This window comes from Longitalea arenae (assembly GCF_016924755.1).
GTDB lineage: Bacteria > Bacteroidota > Bacteroidia > Chitinophagales > Chitinophagaceae > Niastella > Niastella arenae.
In genome coordinates this window covers 1,063,907-1,083,515 of sequence record NZ_JAFFJX010000001.1, presented here as the reverse complement: position 1 = coordinate 1,083,515, position 19,609 = coordinate 1,063,907, and the positions used below count along the sequence as shown (strand labels likewise).

Below are 19,609 nucleotides of genomic sequence, written 5' to 3'. Positions count from 1 at the left end.
TTCACCCTTGGCCATTCACCATAACCGGCTTACCGGATTATTCTGGCCGATGCGCCCATTTGTATAAACTGCTCCACTTCCTGTTTCGTGAGCATGGCCCAATCGCCGGGAATACTTTGCTTCAGGGCGCCGCAGGCCGTTGCAAATGCAATGGTTGCGGCAGGTTCATAACCATGCAGCAATCCATATAACATACCGGCAGTGAACGCATCGCCACTGCCGATCTGGTCGGTTACCAGGGGCAGGCGGTGAGCGGCCGAAAAATAATAGCGGCCATTGTGCATGAGAGCACCTGAATACTCGTGTATTGTTCCATCGGTTTTGCGAAAGCTCATGGCCAGCGTTTTCAGGCGCGGCAAATATTTTTGTAATGCTTCAGCGCATTGTTTGAACCGGTCTTCCAGTGATGCATTGGCATCGGTGCTTATTCCGAAGTATACGGCAGCAGCATCCAGGTCGGCTACCACCACTTCACTGTTTTGTAATAAAGCAGGCATAATGTCGCCTGCTTTTTTACCATACTTCCATAACGTGCTTCTATAATTGAGGTCTGCAGAAATGATAACGCCTTTTTCTTTGGCTACTGTCAACGCTTCGGCACATACATCGGCGGCGCTTTGGGAAACCGCAGCCGCTACGCCCGACCAATGAAAATAGCGGGTATCATTCAAGACCCGCTGCCAGTTGATCATACCTGGTTGCAGGCTTGCATAGGAAGAGCCGGTACGATCATATATCACCCGGGTTGGCCGGATATGATTACCCGGCTCCGTGAAGTACAGTCCCAACCTTTCGCCACCAAACACTACATGGTTAACGGCCACGCCATGGCTTTTCAATTGTGCCAATCCGGCCAGCGCAAGATCATTATCCGGAACCCGGGTAACATAGCTGGTACTTATACCGAGGCGGGACAATAATACACAAACATTGGCTTCTGCTCCGGCATAATAAACGGTGTATTCGCGGGTCTGTAAAAAACGTTGTGATCCGCCGCAATGCAACCGCATCAGGAATTCACCAAATGCTGTTACCTGTACCGGACCATTAACGGGCGACATCATCATCAAGTGGTTTTAACAATTATAGCACAAATTCGGGAATCGCCATTTCCATCTTTTATCGGCGGTGACATCTTATGGACCCTGTCAACGTTACTCTAACTCAAACATCGCTTCAATTTCCACCGGTATATTATCGGGAAGGGAACCGAAGCCCACGGCGCTGCGAACACCAATGCCGTTCTCCTCGCCCCATATGGCAGCAAATAATTCACTGCAACCGTTTATTACATAAGGATGCCGTTCGAAGTCGGGCGTACAATTAACCATTCCCAGTATTTTGATCACCCGTTTTATTGTATTCAAACTGCCCACATGCGTGCAGATCGTTGATAACATAGTGAGGCCTACCTGCTGCGCAGCCAGTTTTCCTTCTTCAATATCCAGTTCGCTGCCAATGCGGCCAATGATCAGGGTTTTGTCTTCGCGAACAGGACCATGTCCTGATAAATACAAATACTTTCCATCGATCAAATAAGGTTTATATACTCCCAAAGGGGCGGGAGCAGGCGGTAATCTCAATCCCAGTTTGTTGAATCTTTCTTCTGCGTTCATTTGGTTTGATTTGAAATTTATTTTTAACCTACGATATAACTTAATAACATGACACCCGCCAGGCCGGCTACAGCTACAATGGTTTCCATCACGGACCAGGTTTTGATCGTATCCTTTATGCTCAGGTTGAAATACTCCCTGAACATCCAGAAACCGGCATCGTTTACATGCGAGAACAGTAAGCTGCCAGCACCTACAGCCAATACCATCAGGTTAGGATCTACGGAGCTCTTTGCCAACAAAGGAGCTATGATGCCTGCGGTGGTGAGTCCGGCTACAGTAGCCGACCCCACACAAACGCGGATGATGCCGGCCATACACCAGCCCAATACCAAAGGATGTACAGGCCAGCTTTCCAGGGCCGAGGCAATCTGCCGGCTTACGCCGCTGCTGGTGAGTACCTGTTTTAATGCACCAGAGCCGGCAATAATGAGCAGGATCATACCAACATCCTTAACCGCTTCACTGTAGATCGCCATCACAGCTTTCATCGTTCGGCCGCAAGCAATACCCAGGGTATAAGCTGCCATCAGGACCGAGATGAGCATAATTAGGCCCGGCTCGCTTAGTAACACCAAAACGTTCTTCACTGACTTATGGGTGTGAAAATAATAATTTAGCACAGTTGTAGCCGTGATCAGGAAGACAGGTAACAAAGATGTGATAAAACTATTGGCAGCTCCAGGCAGTTTTGCTTTTTCAATGGCTTGTGGCCGGAACATTGCCAATGGTTCTGCTGCTATATGTTTAATGGTTCTCGTGAATAATGGGCCGGCCAGCACAATGGCCGGAACGGCAATAAGCAATCCATACAACAGGGTTACACCCATACTGGCCCCGAATTGTGTAACCAATGCCGAAGGCGATGGATGCGGTGGCAGAAAACCATGTGTAACCGACAGGGCCGCCAGCATGGGCAGCCCAATATATACAGCGGGTAATTTATACTGGTACACTACGGAAAAGATCAGGGGGACCATCAATACGAATCCTACGCCATAAAATAAGGGGATGCCAATAATGAAACCAGTGATCATAAGCGCCCATTGCAGGTAACGCACACCAAATGCATTCATTAATACAGTTGCGATCTTTTGTGCGGCCCCGCTCTCTGCCACGAGTTTGCCCAGCATGGCGCCCAAACAAATAATGCTCACCAGCGAACCCAGGGTTTCACCCATTCCCTGCTGAACAGCCGTTATGATCTTTTCGCCAGGCAGCTTCAATAAAAAGCCGGCCATTACCGATACCAGCAGGAAAGCCAGAAACGTATTCAGCTTGCCCCAGGTGATCAGCAGGATCAGGATCAAAATGCATATCAGGACTATTGCTATCGACATTTTTTCATATTGAGTTTATTCAACTACTATTTCATCTATCAGTAAAAGAGCATTGCCGCCGGCGCCATATTCACCCCCGGGTATAACGCCTTTGTTTATACCAATGACCTTAATGTATCGCGCCTGTACCGCCTGCAGCGGCACTTCCACTTTGTTGATGCCGTTCACTGGAAATGCATCCTGCCGGTACAGTTCAGTATATAAATGGCCGTCTTTCGATGCCAGCAACTGAAGGCACACCGGCGCCCACATCCTTTGCCAGTGATAATTGAGCACCTGCAATGCCAACCGGTGAACCGTTTGTTGCTGGCCCAGATCTATCACTGCCTGCAGATCATTGCCGCTGAAACCAAGCCACTGGCTGTCGTTATACCGGCTGCTGCCGGTCAATCCGTTTACCAATACAGCAGGGCCCGGATTAAACCGGTCCACCGCTTTGTTTTGAAGCACGACCGGTGCGCCCACTGCTTTATGCAGCCGGAATGATTGCTTAAATAGCCGGCCCACCCTTTGTTTCTGTTCATCGAACAATGCGGCTTTCACCGTAGCTGTTTTTGAGAGCACGATGGGTTTGGAATATACGGCGCTTTCGCTGCCGGGCTCGCTGTTGTCAATGGTATACCGGATGATGCTTTGGGGCAGTGCGCTTTGCAAGCTGACTTGTACCGTATTGCCGGCAGAGTGAACGGATTGAAAAACGATCTCATCGAATGTCGCTGCATAAGGAACACCTGCCTGTTGTAACAAGGTTTTTTGTGCCCGCAGGCGTTGCAGAAAATTTTTGTAATTGCGTTTGCCAGGGGGCGTCCAGGCCAGCTCGGCCAGTGCAAGGGCCCGCGGAAAGATCATGTACAGCGCTTTTGCGTCACTGGTAAAATATTCACTCCAGGCCTGTCCTTCCACGCCAGCGAGAAATTGTTCGTTTACTGAATCGGCCGGAGCCGGCAATGGTTCATAACTATATACTTTCTGTAAAGGCGTATAACCGCCGGCCGCCAGTGGTTCTTCCGGGTATAATGACTGGTAATAATCAAAATAGCAATATGCTTCCGGCGTCATGATCACCCGGTGATGTTGGGCAATAGCTGCTTTCCCGCCTTCTTCGCCCCGCCAGCTCATGACCGTTGCATTCGGGGCCAGACCACCTTCGAGAATTTCATCCCAGCCAATGATCTGCCTTCCTTTACTGTTCAGGTATTTCTCTATGCGTTGAATGAAATAACTCTGCAAGGCATGTTCATCGGGCAGTTGCAAAAGCTGTTTGCGTTGCTGGCATCTGGCACAGGCTTTCCACCTGTTTTTCGGACATTCATCACCTCCGATATGAATATAGCGTGAGGGAAAAAGCGCCAGTACCTCATCGAGTACATTCTGAAGAAAAGTAAAAGTGCTATCATTGCCGGCGCAATACACATCATCAAACACGCCCCAGAAAGTAGCGGTCTTGTAGGGGCCACCGGTACAGCCCAGCCGGGGATAAGCAGCCAAAGCCGCCAATGCATGACCGGGCATTTCAATTTCCGGAATAATGGTTATCTGGCGGTCGCCAGCATATTGTACGATCTCTTTTATTTCCTGCTGCGTATAATAACCGCCATAGCGTTTGCCATCAAAACGATGCGGTGACTCTTTTTTATGACCGATCAATGTTTCATCGCGCCAGGCCGCGATCGATTGCAGCTTCGGATATTGTTTAATTTCTATTCGCCAGCCCTGGTCATCTGTTAAATGCCAGTGAAACGTATTGAACTTGTATAATGATAGCAGATCAATATACTTTTTGATGAATGAAACCGGGAACAGATGCCGGCTAACGTCGAGCGACATGCCTCGGTAGTTAAACCGCGGGTGATCATTGATCATGCAGCCTGGCACGCTAAACTTATTTTTTCCGGCAACCCATAACTGCCGCAGGGTTTGCAAGCCGTACATGAGCCCAGCTGCATCGCGGCCGGTACATTGGATCGCCCCTTTATCAATCCGCAACCGGTACCCTTCTGATTGGGAAATGACTGATGAATCAATTTCAATAAGGATGTAATTTTCCTTTGGCCCAGCAGTAATTACCGGTAATTGTTTACCACCTGCCATTGCCAGATACCCGTTTAACAACCCGGCTATACTATGCAAGCCTTTATTAGCCGCTACAATTTTCGTCGCTGCAGTAATATAAAAGGGCGCACCCGATTGCTCTATGTGCACCGGCATAGGGATCAGGGCAGCAAACGGTTTTTTGCTTGCCTGCGCCCCTGTGGTCATGGGCATCCAGCTGATCAATGTAATAGCGATCCTGTATATACGCTTATAATGCATAACTTATGGTTGCCACAATTTTTTGTCGCCTTCAAGTTCTATTCCGCTATAAATTGCTACGGCCTTGTACTCGTATACCTGCCCTTTTTTCAAGCCGTTAATAATGGATTTGAAACCACCCTTATTGTCAATGGGTACGGTGACCGATTTTGTCCAGGGGCCGGTGTACAGGTCTTCGATCTGTCCATGATAGGGCCGGTAATAAAAACGGGCTTTCATAACTGTGGCTGGTTTAAAGTTTAATACTTTGCCCGACAAAACAAGGGCTGATGCGGATGAATGGGCATCTAACGTTACCACCTGAACGGCTTCAATGGCCGGCTGCACATTCGTGAGTTTGATCACCAGCGGATTGGGCCATTTATGATCGTCGTAAATGCGTTGGGTACGGAAGACCGATACCACCAGTGCGGTATCAGTTTGTTTATAGGACGGACTTACTTTTTTTCCTGGTTTGTATTCCTGGATGATGCCGTTTTGGCCCAGCACACTGATGGCAGTGTTGGCGCTGGCTTTTACCGAGTGCAGCGTAAAACTTTTTTGCTCACCTTCTATCCAAGCGGGTAAGCCCGTTACCAGGGCATATACTGTTTGCTTGTTATTTTTTGACGTGAACCAGATATTCTTTTCCCGGCTGATGACCCAGGGCTGTACACTATCTACCGCTTCTTTATTAATAAAATACCAGGCAGCCAGTTCCCGCAGCCTGTCTTCCTGTTCGCTGGCCATAGCGCCATCGGGTTTTGGTCCGGTATTCAAGAGTAAGGATCCGCCTTTACTCCTGGCTTCTATCAGTAATTCAATTAATGCCGTACCGGATTTATACCGCTCATTGGTGGGTTGAAACTGCCAGGCGGTGCCAATGGTAATACAGGAGAGCCAGGGTTTTTGAATGGTAACACCGGGCAGCATCTGTTCGGTTGTTTTCAGCGCTCCCCTGGTGATGAGGATGTCAGGCTGCAGCTTCCAGCAGGTAGCTTTCACCACTTCCTTTGGCTCGCCATCAATAAACAAAAGATCGATCTTTCCATAGTTCGTCATCAGCTCTTCGCATTGAGCACGGGTGAATGCATCGAATTCTTTTTTCACCACCTCACTCATGACCACATCATCCCGGCTGATGAGCATTTCGTGGGTGTGGAGGAAGTGAAAATCTTCGGGCGAGAAATAAAATCCCACCTGCAATCCTGCCTTACGGGTAGCCTCAACGAATTCTTTCAACAGGTCTTTATGGTAGGGCGTATTCATGATGTTGAATGTGGTTGTTTTTGTATCCCACATACAAAAGCCGGAATGGTGTTTTGTAGTGAACATGATGTATTGCATGCCCGCCAGTTTTGCGAGGGCAGCTATTGCTCCGGGATCAAAGCGCGATGGATCAAATGTCTTTGGCAGCTCATTAAAATACCGGTTTACATAATCTGTTGAAGCGCCCACCAGGGAATGACTGATCACAATGCCCAATTGTGCATCCAGGCTGAAATGAATAAACAAGCCGGCGGCGGCATTGCGCAACCATTCTTCCCGCTCCGGCTTATTAAGATTGTATTCACTGGCTTCACCATCTTTTACAACATCGTGCTGCGCCCATACCATCAGCCATTGGATCAAACAAAAAAACACAAGAAAGATTCTTTTCATAGCATCCAGAACTTAGGGTTAGTTGAATTAAAGAGGGCATAGACATGCCCCCTGTTACACTTAAAACCTACTTGTAATATGTACGAGAAACTTTAGGATCCTTGATCTGAGTACCAATTGCCAATTGTCCATTGCCCATTGCCGATTGCCAATTGTCCATTGCCAATTGTCCATTGCCAATTGCCCATTGATTACTTGTCCCACCACACACGGGTCAACAGATCATTCTCCCCCTGCCGGCTGATCGCTTCAGCATACGATTCGGTATTGAGGGTTTGTTCAGTCAGCGGGTACAGCATTCGCCGGAAAAATTTACCACCCGTAGCATTGCCTGCATAATTGTTGGGCGCCAATGCAGGGTAGCCGGTACGCCGGAAGCTCGCAAATACTTCCTGCGCATCGGGGAAAATACTCACCCAGAATTGCGTATAGATCTGTTTCATCTGATCGTCGAATGTGCCGGCAGTATTGAGCGGATTGGCTGCTACATAATTATTGATCGCAGCCGCAGGAATGGTACCGGCGCTTCCGCCAATGATCGCCCATTGCCGCAAAGCTGCCTGAATGCCGTTCTGATACAAGGCGCTTGCCGTAGCCCCATTATACCAGCCGCGTAAGGCCGCTTCCGCCATCAGAAAATATGATTCGGCAGCGGTAAAAACCAACCGGGGTGAATTCAGTAATAAAATGGTCTTGGGATTCGGTTCAGAAAAGCTTACAAAGTTGGCGGGCTTCGCATTGGTAAGGGTAGCCGGCATCCCTTTTTGCAGGGCTACCGATGTATCGGGCACACCATTGTTCCATACTACCGAAATCACCGGCAGGCGCGGATCATTGGTGTTCTTCAGATAAGTGATAAACACATCCTGGTACTTGCCGCCTTCGGTATTGGTATTGCCATTCTGGGCTATATAATCGCTGTTCCAGAGGTTCAGCGCCAATGGATTCTTATTGATATCCTGGCCTGCACTTAAATAACTCATTTTGGCAATGTCGGCATCTGCCGTGATAACACCACCGGCAATGGCTTTGGTAACCCAGGTTCTGGCCGCATTGGCATCTGCTTTTGTCATCCGCATGCCCAGGCGCAACATTAAAGAATAAGCGAACTTTTTCCATTTATCGGTGGCGCCCCCGTAGATAAGATCGGCTGCACCAAAAGTAGGCTTTGCAGGATCGAGGCTTTGGGCAGCAGCTTCCAGCTCTGCTAACATATTTGCATATATCGCCTGCTGCGGATCATAAGCCGGTTTATAAACAGAGGAATCATAGCCCAGTCCGGCCTGCGAATAGGGAATATCGCCATACAGATCGGTCAAACGGCTGAAACAATATACCCGCCAGATCCGGGCTTCGGCGTACAGATTTATTTTCGATTCATCATCCTTAACCGCCTTGATCACAATGCCCAGTTCATTGATCTCATTTGGGTAGGCATTGTTAAAAGCGGCATAGGTTTGCGAGATCTGCGCTGCATTATACTTGGAACCAAAACCCGCCACATCGTTATAACTGGTGGTATATTGCATGGTGCCCAATAGAAAGTTAAGCATATTGGAAGTACCATCATATTGCGCCTTGGTAAAAACATATTGTGGTATCACCCTGCCAGTAGCATCCGGATTGGTATTTGTTTCCTCGAAATCCTTGTCGCACGATTGTAGTGAAACCATACCTATCATTCCCAACACAGCACCTGTATATTTAAGTATATTCTTCATAATGTTCTTTCTGTTTAAGTGATTATAATTTAATGGTAAGGTTCAACCCGTAGGACCTGGTGCGTGGCAGGCCGATGGACTCAAAGCCCTGTGCATTGCTATTGGTAAAGCTTTGCTCAGGGTCGAAGTTTTTGGTTTCTCTGTACAGGATGAACAGGTTGCGGGCAACGAATGAAACACTGGCCGATTGGATCTTTGCAATCTTTATTTTATTGACCGGAATATTATACGACAATATAACCTGGCGCAATTTGATAAAGCTGCCATCGTGCAGGAAGAGTTCAGAATACACTTTATAATTATCGTAGTAGTTGCGCAATACACCACCGGCCTGGGTAATGGTGGTGTCATAGGGAGCGCCGCTCTGGTCAACCCCGGTTAACTGCAAACCTTTATCGCGGCCGGGCAGGGTACTTTTCAATTTGCCCATGCGGGTTGCATACAATTCGAATATCGAGAAGACCTTATTTCCGAATTTTCCGTCTATCAACACGTTCAGGCCGAAATTACCATACCTGAATTCATTGGTAAGTCCCATGGTATAGGGCGCCACGCTATTACCCAATGGCATCAGGTCGCTCATGACCGGCAGGTGATTGCCCCTGTTGAAGATCACGTTGCCCTGCGCATCACGTTTCATACGCGTGCCTACAATAGTACCATATGGCTGACCTTTTATATGTTGTAACAAACCCCAGCCGCCCACAGAACTGGCAATTTGAACAGAAGTTAAACCGGGCGCCAGTTCCACTACCTTACTTTCATTATAAGCCATGTTATAGCTTACATTCCAGCTGAAATTGCCGCGGCGAACAGGTTTAGCGGTCAATAATAATTCTATGCCATGATTTCTTAACTCGCCCACATTCATGATCACGGAGCTATAACCTGAAGTAGATGAAATGGTCGTTTTAACAATATCGTCAGTCGTTTTGCGGTTGTAATAGGTGAAGTCGATACCCAGGCGGTTATTGAAGGTTTGCAATTCAACACCGGCTTCATACGTGGTCGACGTATATGGTTTCAGGTTAGGATTGGAAATAGCGTTCTGCGCCGATTGATCCTGCGTAACATTCAGCAGGGGTTGCCCCGAACTGGGCACATTACTATATGTGAGGTTAATGGCATAGGGATCAGGCGCTCCGCCGCCTACCTGCGCCCATGATCCGCGGATCTTCGCCAGGTTGATAAAAGATGGCATATTGAAGGCATCGGACAGGATCAAACTACCGCCCACACTGGGATAAAAAATATGGTTGTTCTTCGGACTCAATGTTGAGAACCAGTCTTCGCGTGCCGTAAATGTCAGAAAGAAAAGGTTCTTGAAATCAAGGTCAGCAGAACCAAACACAGAATTGGTGGTAGAGCGGCCAGTAAAGGGCCGGGTTGTGGAAGAAGCCAGATTGGAGAAGCTGTAGAAATAGGGAATAATGTATTGTTTGCCGGTCATGCTCAAATCCTTGTTCTCATATTTCCTAGAGTTGGCACCCACCATGGCCGTAAGACCAAAATGCTCAGCAAACCGGGTCCTATAAGTAACATTCAACATGCTGTTGGTTTCAGACAGATCCGATTTGAGGCCCACATATTCACCTAAAGGTGTATAGAGGGTGCCGGTGGGTAAGATATTTACGTAATTATAGTTATAGAAATCGCGGCTCACGGTTCCTTTCACCACCAGGTTTTTGAAAAGCTCATAGGAGACAGAAGCCTGACCGATAAAGCGGTTCTTCACATCGTCTTCCTTCCATTTATTAATTACAAAATAACCGTTCGAAGCGATAGCCGCATCGTTCCAGATGGTTTCATTACCGGCAGAATCATAGCCAGGAGCCAGCCAGCGTACATCGGCGGTATTGGCAATCTCCAGTGGCGTCCAGTTGGGATTACCCAATGCATCGCCTGCGCCGGTGCGGTTATGCCCCTGTTCGAGATTGTATTGGGCAAGGGCTTCAAAGTTTAACCTGGAACCCAGTTTGCCACTCAACGCTACGTTAAAAGTCTTTCGTTTATACGTGGTGCCTGGTAAAATGCCCCGGCTGTTGAGGTCAGCTGCGGAGAAGCGGTACGTAAAGTTCTCGCCTCCGCCAGAAAAAGCAATGCTGTTGGTGAAGGTGGTACCGGTCTGATAAAAATTCTGGAAATTTCTTTTCTGGGCAACATAGGGATGGGTTTTACCATCTACGCCCATATAATTGGTAGAACCGTCAATGGGAGCACCCCATGATCTTCTGCCGGATGCCTGCGCTGCGGCCAGGGTCGTTGGCATTACGCCATCCAATCCCTGACCATATTCATATTGAAAATCGGGGATCACGGCAACATTGTCCATAGTAAAGGTGGAATTGTATTCAACACCGATGCCTCTTTGCGCCCGGCCTTTTTTAGTAGTGATGAGGATAACGCCGTTACTGGCGCGTGAGCCATACAAGGCAGCGGCGGTACCGCCTTTGAGCACGGTGATAGATTCGATATCATCCAGATTGATGCCAGCGATCCCATCTCCTTTATCAACATTGCTGGTAGTACCGTTCACGGTAGGCGCTCCGCCGGGAACGGTATTATCAATTGGCATTCCATTAATAACATATAAAGGTTAGTTATCGCCGATCATAGAACCATTACCGCGAATGGTTACCCGGCTTGAGCCGCCGGGACCGGTTGATAAACCTACGGCATTAACGCCTGCAATTTTTCCCGAAAGGGCATTCGCAATATTATTTTCGCGGGCCTGGGTAAATTCACTTCCTTTTACTTCAGATACGGCATAGGCTACCGACTTGCGGTCTTTTTTCACGCCCAGTGCTGTTACCACTACATTATCGAGCATATCTCCGTTGCCTGCTTTTAATACAATTGTTACCGTACTCTGGGCCGGGTCTATAAGAAGCTGTTTTTTTTCATACCCAACGCAGGTGACCACTAATTGAACGGAAGATGAACGGACGGCGACAGGTACGTTTAAAGTAAAGTTGCCCCTGAGATCGGTGGTGGTTGAGGTTTGGCTGTTGCCGGCAACCACGGTTACGGTGGCATTGGGAATGGCAGACTGGTCGGTTTCATTTTTAACCACTCCTTTTAAGGCTGCAGTTTGCGCTAAAACAGAGAGGGTGATGAGGAAATGGAAACATAGCAGCAGACTGCCCGAAGCAATTAGTTTGACTCGTTTCATAAGCGATTTGTTGAGACTGTTTGGTTACGTTGCGAATTCTGTCTCAATTTAAAGAACAAAATGCAATTTCTGCAAATTATTTGCAAATAAAATCCTCAACCATGCAAATAAGGCGGAAAGCTAAAAAAGTTGCCATCTTATATTTCTGAGAAGTTTAGAAATTTTTCACTTGAGTATCAACAAAATGAGAAAATAAACAATGCGATTACCAACGGGCATGCAGCACTTTGCGAAATATTTGCAATCTTTGTACTATTGCAATAATTGCAGAAGAAGAATTCGTTAGGGAACTGAAGCACAGATCGGTGTTCAAAAAAGAAATAGCTCAAGCCTTAGCCACATTATATCAATGTAAATATTGAATTTTGTCAGTTGGAAAGAAAACCTGATCCAATTAACGTCTGAACAGTTTATGGCAAATAACAACCCAAATACGCCGGCGCCTGTTGCCTTACAAAAAAAGGAAAGAAAAAAGCTGATCATCAAACAGGTGAATATCCATACCCGTTTAATGTTCACCGACCTGGTAAAACTGATAGATGTATCAGAAGATACCATTCGCCGTGATGTAAATGAACTGGCCGAAGAAGGACAGGTAATTCGCATTAAGGGAGGCGTTATGTCGGCCGCCTATCATATTGGCCATGAATCCCAAACTTACTCCCAGCAAAATAAGGAAGTGATTGCCGATAAGACGGTGCAGCTGCTGAAAGAAGATATGATCGTATTGATCGGTGGGGGAACTACTATCCGGGAGTTCATTAAAAAGATACCTACTACACTAAGGGCCACTTTTATTACGGTTAACGTACTTACGGCTGTTGAATTGCTCGACAAACCGATGATCAAGACCATCATGATCGGTGGACAGATCTCCACCTACAGCCAGATGACGGTAAGCGGTGAAGTGTTTCAATACCTCAGTAATATAAAAGCCGACCTGTGCATTTTAGGCATCAATGCCATTGATGCGAATAGCGGGCTCACCGATTCCGATTGGGAAACCATCCAGGTAAAAAAAGCCATGATCAAGGCGGCTGAAAAAGTAGCCGTGCTCACCATTTCTGAAAAGCTAAACTCGGCCATGCAAATGAAAATTGCCGATGTGAACGAGATCGATTACCTGGTCACTGAACTGGCTCCCGAAAGCAATGAGCTGCAGGCTTACAAAGCTAAAAACCTCACTCTTTTATAGTCTTATTACGGTAAATAGAAAGTGGATAACTATTTACTTGAGTGCATTAGCAGCAATTACAGGCGCCTGCCCCTTTTAGCGTATATTGCGCACTGTTAATATTCAGTGTTAACATTACACTTTTTATTAATGGCATACAGCAGTTGTTAGATTTATTTCGTAAGGCCGGGCGGCATACAGTCCGGCTTTACAAATGTTCTTCCGCATTGTCAGCTTCTTCATCCAGCTGTAAAGGGTTTGGTTTCCCGATCAATGCCACTGCATCTTCGCGGGGCAATTCCTGCACAGCGCGCAGCTTTTTCTCAATAGCCCTTGACCGTACGCCGGCCTGCTCTATTACATTACTGGCTTCCTGCAATTTCTTTTGTGTTTTTTCCAGGATACCGCCAAAATTTCCAAACTCCGTTTTTACCGCTCCGAGTAGTTGCCACACTTCTCCTGATCTTTTTTCAATGGCCAGGGTCCTGAATCCCATTTGCAAACTGTTGAGCAGGGCCGCCAGGGTGGTAGGTCCTGTGATAATGATCTTATACTCCCGCTGGATGGATTCAAACAGGCCGGGGGTGCGCAATACTTCGGCATATAAACTTTCGAAGGGCAAGAAGAGGATGGCGAAGTCTGTTGTGTTCGGCGGATCAACATATTTACTGCTGATGTCTACCGCGCATTTGCGGATGCCTTTGACAAAACTTTTGCGATGTTCTTCAATAAGGTCGGGCAATGCCTGGTCATAAGCATCCATCAGCGCTTCAAAATCTTCTTTGGGAAATTTTGAATCAATGGGCAGCCATACGGCTTTTTCCTTATCGCTGCGGCCCGGGAGTTTTATAGCAAACTCTACCAGCGCATTGGAACCTTCCTTGGTCTTAACATTCCGTCCGTATTGATCAATAGTCAGGATCTGTTCGAGGATACTTTCCAGTTGGTATTCACCCAACACGCCTCTTGCTTTTACATTGGTAAGCACCCGTTTCAGATCACCGACACCGGTGGCCAGCTGCTGCATATCACCCAGCCCTTTATGCACGGCTTCGAGCCTTTCGCTCACCAGTTTAAAAGATTCGCCCAAGCGGGCCTCGAGTGTTTTCTGTAATTTTTCGTCTACGGTTGCGCGCATTTCATCGAGCTTGCGTTCATTGCCGTTTTGCAGCTCGGCCATTTTCTTTTCGAGTGTTTCGCGCATTTGATCGAGCCGGGCTGAAGTGGCATTGTTCTGCTCACTTTGTTTATTCAATAAGGCAAAAAAATTATCTTTCTGTACGGTACTGGCATTGGCCATGGTTTGGTGAATGAGGTCGCCGAAATTCTTAAGGGAAGCGGCCAGTTCGGCGCGTAAACGTTGGGTATTATCACCCGATTCGTGGCGGTTGGTCACCAGTTCCTGCTTTACGGCCGCTTCAAAGCGGGCAAGCTCCGCCGTCATGTTCTCCAGTTTATATTTCACGGCCATCCAGTCTGTATTGTTGCGGGCGGAGGCTCCTTTCCAGGCAATAATCAGCGTTATGATGGTTATCAGCAGAATACCCACCAATAAGACAATTAAAACAGTTTCCATGTCAACGGTATTGATGGGTCAATTTAAGGAATAAAAATAAAAAAGCCCCGATATGAATATCGGGGCCGTAACTCTCAACACTTGATATTAACTTATTTTACATCCCAGAAGATCTTGGTAGTAACGTTATCTCCTGCTTTTACTTCTGCATAGTTGGTTGCATTTAAAGTAACTTCAGTGTTAGGATACACCAACCTGGTAGGTGGTTTAGGTGATCCCACTGAAGAAGGATCGTTAATAAAATTCAAATTCGGTAGTTTGGTGCGGCGGTATTCGGCCCATGCCTGGTGCGCCTGCATCACGCCAAAGTCGATCCACTTCTGGGTAGCGATCTTTTCCAGGTTGTTGGTGCCATATGCCACTATGGAATTTTGCAGATAGGTATTAATAGCTGCATCCGATGGCATAGCTTCTTTTACACCACCGTAATCGCTATTATTATTAATGCTTACGTAAAATTGAATAGATTGCTTAATACCAGTCTCATATGCAGTTTTGGCGTTACCCCCGCCCCATCTTTCAAATGCTTCGGCTTTCAGGAAACTTACTTCAGCAGCGGTCATAATGATGCCCGGAAACAAATTATTCTCAGAGAAAGTGGTTGAATCCCAGCGTGAGAAATAATTTTTGCTGATTGAGTCAGCCACCCGCGTAGCGCTCCAGGTATTCGGCACGCCACGATATTCGCCGTTTTTATTTGCAGTGAAGTAAATGGGCAAACGAGGATCAGTTGCCGGAGCCATTACATCTTCAACCATTTTACCGGGCGCAAACGGATTGACCTCAATCCCCTCTCTTATATCATTCACTACAACCAATGAACTTTGGATGTTCTTAGGCTGAATTTTTATGCTTTCGGCGGCAGCATCAATCACTGGATATTGTGATGGGTTGTTCAAAATGGTTTGAATCAGCGATTTTGCGGTTGTTTCATCCTTATATGAAATACGCATAGCCAAACGCAACAACAGTGAATTACAATATTTACGCCATTGCAAAATTGAACCCTTGTTTACGTAATCATAGGTGGTTAACTGGTCTTTATAAAACTGCCCCAAATTAGCAGTAGTGAGGTAATCGGAGATGCGTTTTAGATCAGTTAGGATGAAGGCATAAATATCCGCAGCCTTGTCATAGGATGGCATAATAATAGTACCTGTTGTATTTAACTGACCAGCGTTTGAAAAAGGAATATCTCCCCACATGTCGACCATTTGGGCCGCCTGATCATAAACGAATATCCGCGAAGTTTCAAGGAACAACTGATAACCGGCTTTATCAGCATCGTTCGTAAGACCGTTATAGAACTTCTCTATTTCACGATAACGGGCCATGGTGTTATTATAAAAATACTCCCAACGGTCCTCTGTATAGGTTACTGGTTGCTCATATATTTTATCACCCTGTGAATATCCTGAAGTTTGTGAATAAGTACCCATTACCGGCACCTGAAAAGTAAAAAGACCCCAATACCTTGGCAAAACTCTTTCATTAAAAAACAGCGCGGCATACAAACTTGGGATAGTGGCAGAAACAGACCCGTCTGGATTCTGATAATTATCCTCAAAATCAGACTTTTTACACCCCGTCAGCAGTGCGCCTGTCGCTATGATTAAAAGCGGGATTGCTATAATAAGTTTTTTCATAATTGTCGATGTTTAACAAATGTGTTTAGAATGAAACCCTGAGGCTGCCGCCGATAGATCTGGTAGCGGCATTACCTGAACCATTAGTGGAACCCTGGGAAACCCAGTTAGTACCCACACCTTCTTCAGGATCGTAGTAGGGCAAGTCTTTACTAAAGTAAAACAGGTTACGTCCAAACACAGTAAAGGTGAGGTTTTGTGCTTTAATGAAACCAGCCACCTTACGGGGAAGTGTGTAAGACAACGTGATTTCACGCATTTTAATAAAGTCGTTGTTAAATATAGCATCTTGATAGCTGCTATAGTTCTGAGCATTTGGTCCGGAGCCCCAGGCATATCTCGACCGGTAATAAGCAGGTGTTTCTACTATCGTCGTATTTTCTTTACCGTCAGCTGTAACGCCTTTCAGTATCATGCCGTCATCGAAGACTCTTTGATTTTGGGGACCCTTTGCTGAACCTGTCGCAATCCCTATTTTCTTATTCTCCGGTTTTATATTACCATTTGAATATTTACCATTTGCATCTGGGACATCCACTTCATAATAATAAGAAAGGCCACCATGTTCGGCATCTCTTCCAAACAACGTGTTATTATACATACCTGCTCCGGTTCCGTATAACCAGGTTGGTGAAACCAGTTGGCCGCCAAAACGGAAGTCAACAACCACATTCAGGTTGAAATTTTTATATGTAAAGCTATTGATAAAACCACCATTAACTTTGGGCTGCAGGTTTCCAACCACTTGTTGTTTGCTGTAGTCAACTTCATAAAAGCCTGCTGCATTCACAATAAAGTTGCCTTTATCGTCTGTTTTCCTTTTGTAAGCCATAAGATCGCCTGCGGGCCGGCCTGGTTGTGCAATTACAAGTAAAGCGCCGTTATCAACGCTTCCCAACTGGATGCTTTCCAAACCTTCCTTCAGCGAAACAACTTTGTTGCGGTTAAATGCCATATTCAACCTTGTATCCCAGGCAAAATCTCTGGTTTTTACAGGTGTACCGAATAATCCCAGCTCGACACCGTAATTCCGCATATTACCCACATTTACAATTACACTGGTTGCGCCAATAGAGGCCGGTGTAGTAAGCGCGGTGATCTGATCTATGATCTTGTTATTGTAATAAGTAAGGTCAAAACCTAAACGGTTATTGAAAAACCTGTTCTCCCAGCCAAACTCCATTTCCTTTTTCATCTCGTTCCTCAACTCTTTATTACCATATTTTTCAGTTGGAGGATAAAGAATGGGAATTCCTTCGATGTTAGATATTGGATTGGCAAAGTACAATACATTGCCTACGTAAGCATCAGGTGGGTTACCTACCACACCATAAGCTGCACGCAGTTTGCTGTAGCTAACGAATTCAGGCAATTCAAATGCGTTATTCAATTCCAAAGCAGCACTGACACCAGGATAATAGAAAGTATTGTTGCCCGGCGCCAAAGATGAAGTACGTTCTCTTCTCAAAGTACCTTCCACAAAAAGGAAGTCTTTGTATTCCAGGTTAAGCATACCAAACATGCCATCTTTTACAAGTACCGTTCTCCGGGCAGAACCCGTAGCATTGCCTTTGGAAGCATTTAAACTGAACCAGTTCTCCTGCGACAATCCATCCCGGGTGGAAGCTTCATTGTAACGATACTCCTCCCTGCGGCCCTGGTAACCGATAGATGCAGTGGCTTTCAGATCGTCTGTAATATTACGCTCATATGTTAACAGCACATCACCATAATTAAATACAAACCGATTGGTGTTGGTAGAGTACCGGCCGGTTGCTCCAAAGGAAATGGGTTGCGTTGAACGCTCCTTGTTTTCGGCAAAATAACCAGTATAATCAGTACCATAACGGCCACGGAAGTTCAAGCCTTTAGCGATATTGTAATTAACTGTCGCAGAGGCAAGAAAACGGTTGCTGGTTTCATCAAAACTGTTCGCCAGTTGATTCCACAAAAAGTCGAGAAAGTCCGTTGCCCTTATGTTATATTTTATTCTTTCATCAACATCAACGTTTGAATTAAAAGGAACCCATTTATAACCTTTGGAGGTTTTATACTTATCAAATAAAACGTCCATATACTCAGCCGGACTGAAGAAACCGCCAAAGTTGTTGGTTACATAAAACAGCTGACGTGGTCTGTTATGCACCTTTTCATTTACATAACTGGCAACCAAGTCAATTGAAACCTTATTGTTAAGCTTATAGGTTGAATTGAAGTTGAATGTGTTTTTCTCTTGTTTACCGCCTATCTGTATACCTTTATAATTGTTGCGGGTATAAGAAAAACGATAATTCATCTTTTCACTGGAATTACTGACGGCAATGTTAGCGATCTCGCTATGCCCTGTTCTGTAGAACTCTTTCCAGTTGTTGGATTGGGCTTTGTATTCACGCATCTGGCCATCCCACCAGTACACTTGGCCGTTATCGAGTTTAGGGCCATACTGTGCCCATGCCCGGAAAATGGGATATCTATCCCCATTTGCATTGTACAACCAGCCTTTATCATCTGCACCAAATGACGCAATGTTAACTGTGCGCTCATAACCCGGGCCCCAACTTGTTTGCAGGTCAGGTGTAACTGCCACATTTTCCACATTACCACTGAGGTTAACTTCAATACCCAATCCTTTACGGCCTTTACCATTCTTTGTAGTAATTACAATAACTCCAAAGTTGGCATCAGAACCATACAACGCAGAGGCGGCAGCTCCCTTTAGGATGTTGATGCTTTCGATGTTCTCAGGGTTAATGTCCAGCAAACCATTACCATTCAGGCGCTGGTTGCCACCCCAATATCCTTCACTATTGGCGTCGCCGTTGCGGGTAACTACACCGTCAACAACCAGTAAGGGTTGGCGTTGATAGTTAATTGAGTTAACTCCCCTGATCTGGATACCAACCGCACTGGTGGCACCACCAGGGTTTGTGTTAATAGTAACGCCGGGCGCCTTGCCATACAATGCTGAGCCGAAGTTGGTAGGCGCTGATTGCACGATGTCTTTCCCTAACACCTGTGTAGTAGCATACCCCAGTTTTCGTTGATCTTTTTTGATACCCAGCGCAGTGACCACCACGCCCTCAAGGCTGGTAACCTCACCAGAGAGACTAACATCGAGGGAGGTTTGGCTCCCTACAGCAATTTCTTTTCGGTCAAAACCAATGGATGTGAAAACCAGGACCGGGTTTGGTGTGGAAACCTGGACCCTGAACATACCGTTCATGTCGGTAACAGTAGCAGAAGAACTTCCTTTTTCGGAAACGGATACACCTGGCAAGGCTTTACCAGCGCTATCCTTTACTACTCCTGTGATCATCTTTTTTTCCTGTGCAGTTCCTGTAAGGCCCCAGATTCCTGCCAGCATGATCAGAAGTAACCGGATTGTTGCTTTCGTCATAGCAGTTTGTTTG

10 protein-coding genes and 1 pseudogene are annotated in these 19,609 nt (G+C 46.3%); 1 reads left to right on the top strand and 10 read right to left on the bottom strand.

What is annotated here, in order from left to right; all coding sequences use genetic code 11:
• Nucleotides 1-29 precede the first annotated feature (29 nt).
• The 7 genes and pseudogenes from JT717_RS04560 to JT717_RS04530 all read right to left on the bottom strand — a co-directional run bounded on the left by JT717_RS04560 (nucleotide 30) and on the right by JT717_RS04530 (nucleotide 11,803).
• Nucleotides 30-1,067: a sugar kinase gene (locus JT717_RS04560; RefSeq protein WP_240347809.1), complete on the bottom strand. Its 1,038-nt coding sequence runs from the start codon at nucleotides 1,065-1,067 to the stop codon at nucleotides 30-32.
• 87 nt (nucleotides 1,068-1,154) lie between these two features.
• Nucleotides 1,155-1,616 carry a RidA family protein gene (locus JT717_RS04555; RefSeq protein ID WP_205508985.1) on the bottom strand — a complete coding sequence of 154 codons (462 nt, stop codon included), beginning with the start codon at nucleotides 1,614-1,616 and terminating at the stop codon, nucleotides 1,155-1,157.
• Nucleotides 1,617-1,639: 23 nt separating this feature from the next.
• Nucleotides 1,640-2,956, bottom strand: a complete 1,317-nt coding sequence (locus JT717_RS04550) for a gluconate:H+ symporter (protein WP_205508984.1) — start codon at nucleotides 2,954-2,956, stop codon at nucleotides 1,640-1,642.
• Between the two features lie 15 nt (nucleotides 2,957-2,971).
• Nucleotides 2,972-5,269: a family 20 glycosylhydrolase gene (locus tag JT717_RS04545; protein ID WP_205508983.1), complete on the bottom strand. Its 2,298-nt coding sequence runs from the start codon at nucleotides 5,267-5,269 to the stop codon at nucleotides 2,972-2,974.
• A gap of 3 nt (nucleotides 5,270-5,272) precedes the next feature.
• Nucleotides 5,273-6,910, bottom strand: a complete 1,638-nt coding sequence (locus JT717_RS04540; RefSeq protein ID WP_205508982.1) for an alpha-L-fucosidase — start codon at nucleotides 6,908-6,910, stop codon at nucleotides 5,273-5,275.
• A 191-nt stretch (nucleotides 6,911-7,101) separates the two neighbouring features.
• The gene (locus JT717_RS04535; RefSeq protein ID WP_205508981.1) at nucleotides 7,102-8,631 is read right to left on the bottom strand and encodes a SusD/RagB family nutrient-binding outer membrane lipoprotein; all 1,530 of its coding nucleotides are present in this window, start codon (nucleotides 8,629-8,631) and stop codon (nucleotides 7,102-7,104) included.
• Nucleotides 8,632-8,653: 22 nt separating this feature from the next.
• Nucleotides 8,654-11,803 (bottom strand): annotated as a pseudogene (locus JT717_RS04530) (SusC/RagA family TonB-linked outer membrane protein).
• Between the two features lie 412 nt (nucleotides 11,804-12,215).
• Between JT717_RS04530 and JT717_RS04520 the strand changes: the two are divergent.
• Nucleotides 12,216-12,998 carry a DeoR/GlpR family DNA-binding transcription regulator gene (locus JT717_RS04520; protein ID WP_205508978.1) on the top strand — a complete coding sequence of 261 codons (783 nt, stop codon included), beginning with the start codon at nucleotides 12,216-12,218 and terminating at the stop codon, nucleotides 12,996-12,998.
• 187 nt (nucleotides 12,999-13,185) lie between these two features.
• Here JT717_RS04520 and JT717_RS04515 read toward each other — a convergent pair whose 3' ends face one another.
• From JT717_RS04515 to JT717_RS04505, 3 genes are all read right to left on the bottom strand, one after another.
• On the bottom strand, nucleotides 13,186-14,553 hold the full coding sequence (locus JT717_RS04515; protein WP_205508977.1) for a DNA recombination protein RmuC: 1,368 nt from the start codon (nucleotides 14,551-14,553) through the stop codon (nucleotides 13,186-13,188).
• A gap of 92 nt (nucleotides 14,554-14,645) precedes the next feature.
• Nucleotides 14,646-16,199, bottom strand: a complete 1,554-nt coding sequence (locus tag JT717_RS04510) for a SusD/RagB family nutrient-binding outer membrane lipoprotein (RefSeq protein ID WP_205508976.1) — start codon at nucleotides 16,197-16,199, stop codon at nucleotides 14,646-14,648.
• 25 nt (nucleotides 16,200-16,224) lie between these two features.
• Complete coding sequence (locus tag JT717_RS04505; RefSeq protein ID WP_240347808.1) at nucleotides 16,225-19,596, bottom strand: SusC/RagA family TonB-linked outer membrane protein; 3,372 nt, start codon at nucleotides 19,594-19,596, stop codon at nucleotides 16,225-16,227.
• Nucleotides 19,597-19,609 lie beyond the last annotated feature (13 nt).